Source organism: Planktothrix sp. FACHB-1355 (assembly GCF_014748295.1).
Lineage (GTDB): Bacteria > Cyanobacteriota > Cyanobacteriia > Cyanobacteriales > Aerosakkonemataceae > Aerosakkonema > Aerosakkonema funiforme_A.
This window is the reverse complement of sequence record NZ_JACJUP010000798.1, coordinates 1-3,380: the sequence shown is the minus strand read 5'-3', so window position 1 is coordinate 3,380 and position 3,380 is coordinate 1. Positions and strand designations below refer to the sequence as shown.

Annotated in this window: 2 protein-coding genes; one reads left to right on the top strand and one right to left on the bottom strand. The window is 43.7% G+C overall.

Annotation, left to right across the window (positions count from 1 at the left end; translation table 11 throughout):
- Nucleotides 1–106 precede the first annotated feature (106 nt).
- Nucleotides 107–559, top strand: coding sequence for an Hsp20/alpha crystallin family protein (locus H6S82_RS25035; protein WP_190464886.1), 453 nt, complete (start codon nt 107–109; stop codon nt 557–559).
- A gap of 133 nt (nt 560–692) precedes the next feature.
- Here H6S82_RS25035 and H6S82_RS25030 read toward each other — a convergent pair.
- Nucleotides 693–3,380: GAF domain-containing protein (locus H6S82_RS25030; protein ID WP_191056885.1), on the bottom strand; the 2,688-nt coding region annotated here is incomplete at its 5' end.

Genomic DNA, 3,380 nt, shown 5'->3' with positions numbered 1-3,380 from the left:
ATTTTTCGGTTTTCCCCATCGCCATCACTGATTATGTTAGGCATCATAAAGATGTGCTTGAACAAAAGCTACAGCAAATCTCAAACAAAAGCGAGGAAATAGAGTTATGGCTCTTATTAGATGGAATCCTTACATTGAAATCTCTACTATCCACAGTCAATTGGATAAACTATTTGACGAAATGACTGGATTTTCTCCATCCCAGAACAGCATTTGGAAACCAGCAGTTGAGTTGCAAGACAACGGCGACAATTTGACCTTAAAAGCTGAACTGCCTGGTATTGAAGCTAAAGATTTGGATGTCAGCGTTACTCGCGATACTGTTGTTCTTCGTGGGGAACACCGCTACGAAAATCAATCGGAAAATAATGGTTTCTTCCGTTCTGAGTTCCGTTACGGTAAGTTTGAGCGCGTAGTTGCTTTGCCTGTGACGGTAGAAAACGATAAGGTGGAAGCTAATTTTAGCAACGGTATTCTGATACTAACTCTGCCTAAGACAGCAGCAGCTAAAAATCGCGTCGTGAAGGTGAATTTAGCTGAGACTGAAACTGCTAGCTAGGGACTGGGGACTAGGGGCTAGGGCGTCGGGAAAAGGGACTAGGGAAAAGGGAAGAGGGAAGAGGCAAAATCTTAATTCCCCCACTCCCCCACTCTTCCCGACGCTCTAGCCCCTAGCCCCTAATCCCTAGTCCCTAACCCCTAACCCCTAGTTTTGTCAATTCTTGAATAATCTCGAATTCGTAGTTGATCGCTAAGTCTGTAAGAGCCTGCGCTATGGAAGCATTTTCTGGCGGAATTTGCTTGACTAAATTCAAAATTATATCATCGCTGCATTGAACTGCGGCTTTCTGTATTTGCGCGAGCAAATCAGTTGGAATTTCCTTGAAACTATCAGATGTTAACTGAAAAGTCGTTACCGAATCATTTTTAGCAGCAGCTAGTTTGCTCGCGTCTGCGGATGATTCCGCACAGATATATTGGACACCTAAATGTTTCCTAATTTTTCCTAGTAATTCCTCTTGTTGAAATGGCTTGCTCAGAAAATCGTCACAACCGGAATCGAAGGCCATTTTTTGGTCTTCTTCAAAGGCGCTGGCACTCAAGGCAACGATCGCAGTTGCTTGACCTCGCAAAGAGCTTTTAATGTGTTTGGTAGCTTGATAGCCATTGACGATCGGCATTCTCATATCCATCAAAATTAGGTGCGGTTCCCAACTTTCCCACAGGGAGATCGCCTCTAGCCCATTTTCGGCTTCTTGGACTTGAAAGCCGATCGAGGTAAATAATCTGGCTAACAAAAGGCGGCTTTCCGGGCGATCGTCTACAACTAAAATGCGATATTCTATTTGGTTAGGTGCTAAACCAATTACTTTGCAGTTACTGCGATCCGTTTTAATCTCAGTAGGATCGCCAAAGCTGATTTTGATATCGAATGTAAATATACTTCCTAACCCCAATTTGCTACTGACTCTAATATCTCCGCCCATCAATTGCACGAATTTTTGGCTAATCGGCAAACCCAATCCGGTTCCTTGTCCTGATTTTACACCTGTTTCTGTTTGCCCGAAAGGTTCAAATAACTTGTTTGTTTCAGTCAGACAAATGCCGGAGCCGGTGTCTTCTATTTCAAAATAAAGTCGATCGTCCTTCCTTCTCGATCGTTCGTCGTTCGTTGTTGATGGCGACGAACCATCAACTCTCACGCGCAGCGTTACCCTACCTTTTTCTGTAAACTTGATGGCGTTCCCCAGGATGTTAATCAAAACTTGGCGCAATTTTCCTTCATCTGTTTTGATAAATTTAGGTAGGTCTGTAACTCTCTCAAAAATTAGCTGCAATCCCTTTGATTGAGCTTTTAATCGGAACATATCTTCAACGCTATCCAACAAGCCAATTAAATCAAAGCTGCTTTCATTTAAACTGGTGCGACCTGCCTCTATTTTGGACATTTCGAGAATGTCATTAATTAGGGACAGCAGGTGTTCGCCAGCGCGATTGATAATTCCCAGATATTCTTGTTGCTGGGTTTTGAGGGAAGCATCGCCAGCGATCATTTGGGAAAAGCCGAGAATAGCATTGAGAGGGGTACGCAGTTCGTGGCTCATAGAAGCTAGAAATTCGCTTTTGGCGCGGTTGGCTGTATCTGCTGCCAATGCTGCTTTTTGTAACGCTTCCGATTGCTTTTTAGTTTGCTCTAGTAATTCGGCTTGCTGCAATGCAACTCCCAACTGATTGCCGATTTGAATGGCGATTTTAATTTCTGCTTCTTGCCAATCGCGAGGGCCAGAGTTTTGATAAATTGCCAGCAATCCCCAAAGTTTTTTGCCGGAAAAGATGGGAACTATGATGTACGCTTTGGCTTGAAATTGCTTTAATAAGTTTATATAACAATCATTAAATCCAGCGTTGTAAATGTCTTCAACAGCTAGGTAGTTTGTACCTTTACTGTAAAACCCACCTTTAGTTTCTTGCAGATATGTATCTTGAAATATGACACTATTTCCGCTTTCAAATGATTTCACAACGCAGCGATCGTTTTCTGTGGAAATCGCTGTGAAGCTGGGGTTACTAGCTTGTGACTGCATTACGGAAATCCATCCCGGCCCAACTGACTCGGCCACCAATTCGCCGCTCCAGTCGGGTTGGAAACGATAAACTAGGACGCGATCGCACTTGATTACCTGCCGCAATTCTTGGGTAGTAGCGGTAAATATGGTTTCCATATCCAAGGTTTGCCGCATTCTTTGAATTACTTGGGCGATCGCTTTTTCCCGTTCGGCACTTTCTCTGACAGCTACTTCTGCTTTTTTGCGCTCTGTAATTTCAGATTTGGCTTGTTCAAAGAGGGTACATTGCTGAATCGCGATCGCCAGTTGCACAGAAATTTGTTTGAGAGATTCTATTTCCGAAGCGAGCCACTGACGAGGGCTGCTACAGTTATGGACAACCAGCAATCCCCATAATTTTTCATTATAAGAAATGGGAACTACTAAGTTAGCTTTTACTTCAAATTGCGAGAGTAAATTAACGTGGCATTCGCTTAAATCACCTGCGTAAATATTTTCGATCGCCCGAATGCGACCTTGCTGATAAAAAATAGCGTAGTTTTCTCGGAAGCAATTGTCTTCAATATCGATGCCCTTCATCGGCGTCCACCCTTGCGCCACCGATTCGACAGCCACAGATCCACCCCAATCTGGATAAAATTGATAAATAATTGTCCGCTCGGTTGACAAAAACTGCCGCACTTCTTCGACTGCTGTTGTCAGCACTTCCTCCAAGTTGAGAGAGGAACGAATCCGCTCTTGGATCGCACTTACTAGCCGCTCCCTTTTTAGTTTTTGCTCCAGGGCAATTTCCGCTTGCTTGCGATCGGTAAT